At 71.8% G+C, this 1,940-nt stretch carries 2 protein-coding genes; both read left to right on the top strand.

Features of this window, described 5'->3' with window-relative positions; genetic code table 11:
* On the top strand, positions 1–1,488 hold a 1,488-nt coding region (locus tag I5I_RS15020), incomplete at its 5' end, for an acetyl/propionyl/methylcrotonyl-CoA carboxylase subunit alpha (RefSeq protein WP_036321637.1).
* Positions 1,489–1,490: 2 nt separating this feature from the next.
* The coding region (locus tag I5I_RS15015; protein WP_148285577.1) for a hypothetical protein at positions 1,491–1,940 on the top strand (450 nt) is incomplete at its 3' end.

Genomic DNA, 1,940 nt, shown 5'->3' with positions numbered 1-1,940 from the left:
GCCCGCGCCGTCACCGCCGCCGGCATGATCTGGATCGGCCCGTCGCCCGAGGCGATCGAAGCTCTCGGTGACAAGGTCACGGCCCGCCACGTCGCCGAGAAGGTGGGAGCTCCGCTCGCTCCCGGGACGCCCGGGCCGGTCGCGGGCGCCGATGAGGTCGTCGCCTTCGCCGAGCAGGTCGGTCTGCCGATCGCCATCAAGGCCGCCTACGGCGGCGGCGGACGCGGTCTCAAGGTGGCCCGCGAACTCGGCGAGGTCGCCGAGATGTTCGAATCGGCCACTCGCGAGGCGGTGGCGGCCTTCGGCCGCGGCGAGTGCTTCGTGGAGAAGTACCTCGACAAGCCGCGCCACGTCGAGACGCAGTGCCTCGCGGATGCCGAGGGCAACGTCGTCGTCGTCTCGACGCGCGACTGCTCGCTGCAGCGACGCCACCAGAAGCTGGTCGAAGAGGCGCCGGCGCCGTTCCTGACCGCGGCGCAGAAGGAGACGCTCTACGCGTCGTCGAAGGCGATCCTCCGCGAGGTCGGCTACGTCGGGGCGGGCACGTGCGAGTTCCTCATCGGCGCCGATGGCACCATCTCCTTCCTCGAGGTGAACACGCGGCTGCAGGTCGAGCACCCCGTCTCCGAGGAGGTCACGGGCATCGACCTGGTGCGCGAGCAGTTCCGCCTGGCCGAGGGGGGCACCCTCGACTACGACGACCCCGAGCCTCTCGGCCACTCGATCGAGTTCCGTATCAACGGCGAAGACCCGGGTCGCGGCTTCCTCCCCCAGCCCGGGCGCATCCACCAGTTCAAGACGTTCGGCGGCCCCGGCATCCGTCTGGACTCCGGCGTCACCGCCGGCGACAGCGTCTCCGGCGCGTTCGACTCGCTGCTGGGCAAGCTCATCGTCACCGGACGTGATCGCGCCGAGGCCCTGGAGCGCTCGCGGCGCGCACTCGACGAGTTCGAGGTCGCAGGCATGCCCACCGTCCTGCCCTTCCACCGCAAGGTCGTGCGCGATCCCGCGTTCACGGCGGAGGACGGCCACTTCGGCGTCTTCACGCGCTGGATCGAGACCGAGTTCGTCAACGACATCGCGCCGTGGGACGGCGAGGCCGAGGCCCCGGCCGAGGCGGAGCCGCGCCACACGGTGGTCGTCGAGGTGTCGGGCAAGCGCCTCGAGGTGAGCCTGCCGGACCGCATCGCCCTGGCCCCGGCCAAGATCGGTCGCCCGGTCGTGGCGCCGCCCTCGCGCCGCTCGCACACGGCCTCCTCGGTCAGCGGTGCGTCCGGCGACGCGGTCACGTCGCCGATGCAGGCGACGGTCGTCAAGGTCGCGGTCGAAGAAGGGCAGTCGGTCGTCAAGGGCGATCTGGTGGTCGTCCTGGAGGCCATGAAGATGGAGCAGCCGATCCCGGCGCACAAGGACGGTGTCGTGGGCGCGATCAACGCCGACCCCGGCACCACCGTGTCCGCGGGCCACCAGCTGCTCACGATCTCCTGATCATGCGCCCGGCCCGCTCACGTCCGATCCGCGCGGCGGGAGCGGCCTGTCTGGTCGCCCTCGCCCTCGCCGGCTGCAGCACCGGTCCGTCGGATGCCGACCGCGCCGCGTGGAGCGCATGGTCGACCTCGATCGTCGGCGCGGCGTCGGACACCGCCGCATCCGGCCCGATCACGGCCGCGGCTGCGGGCGGCGTGACCCTCCAGTTCTCCCCTGCGACAGCATTCCGCGCGGTGGAACTGCGCTGCATCGGCGCCGCCCGCGCCGAGTTCGCGCTCAGCTACGTCGCGGGAAACTCGACCGTCGGAACGCAGCAGGACATCGTCTGCCAGGGCGGTGCGCTCCGCACCCCCATCGCCATTCCCACCGCGATGCAGAACCTCACGTCGTTCACCGTGACGGCCACCTCGTCGGACGGCGAGGGCGTCTGGACCGCGCAGCGCAGCGCAGCG

This window comes from Microbacterium sp. B24 (assembly GCF_000333415.1).
GTDB lineage: Bacteria > Actinomycetota > Actinomycetes > Actinomycetales > Microbacteriaceae > Microbacterium.
Note: the sequence above shows the minus strand (reverse complement) of the source record. Positions and strands in the feature narration are given on the sequence as shown.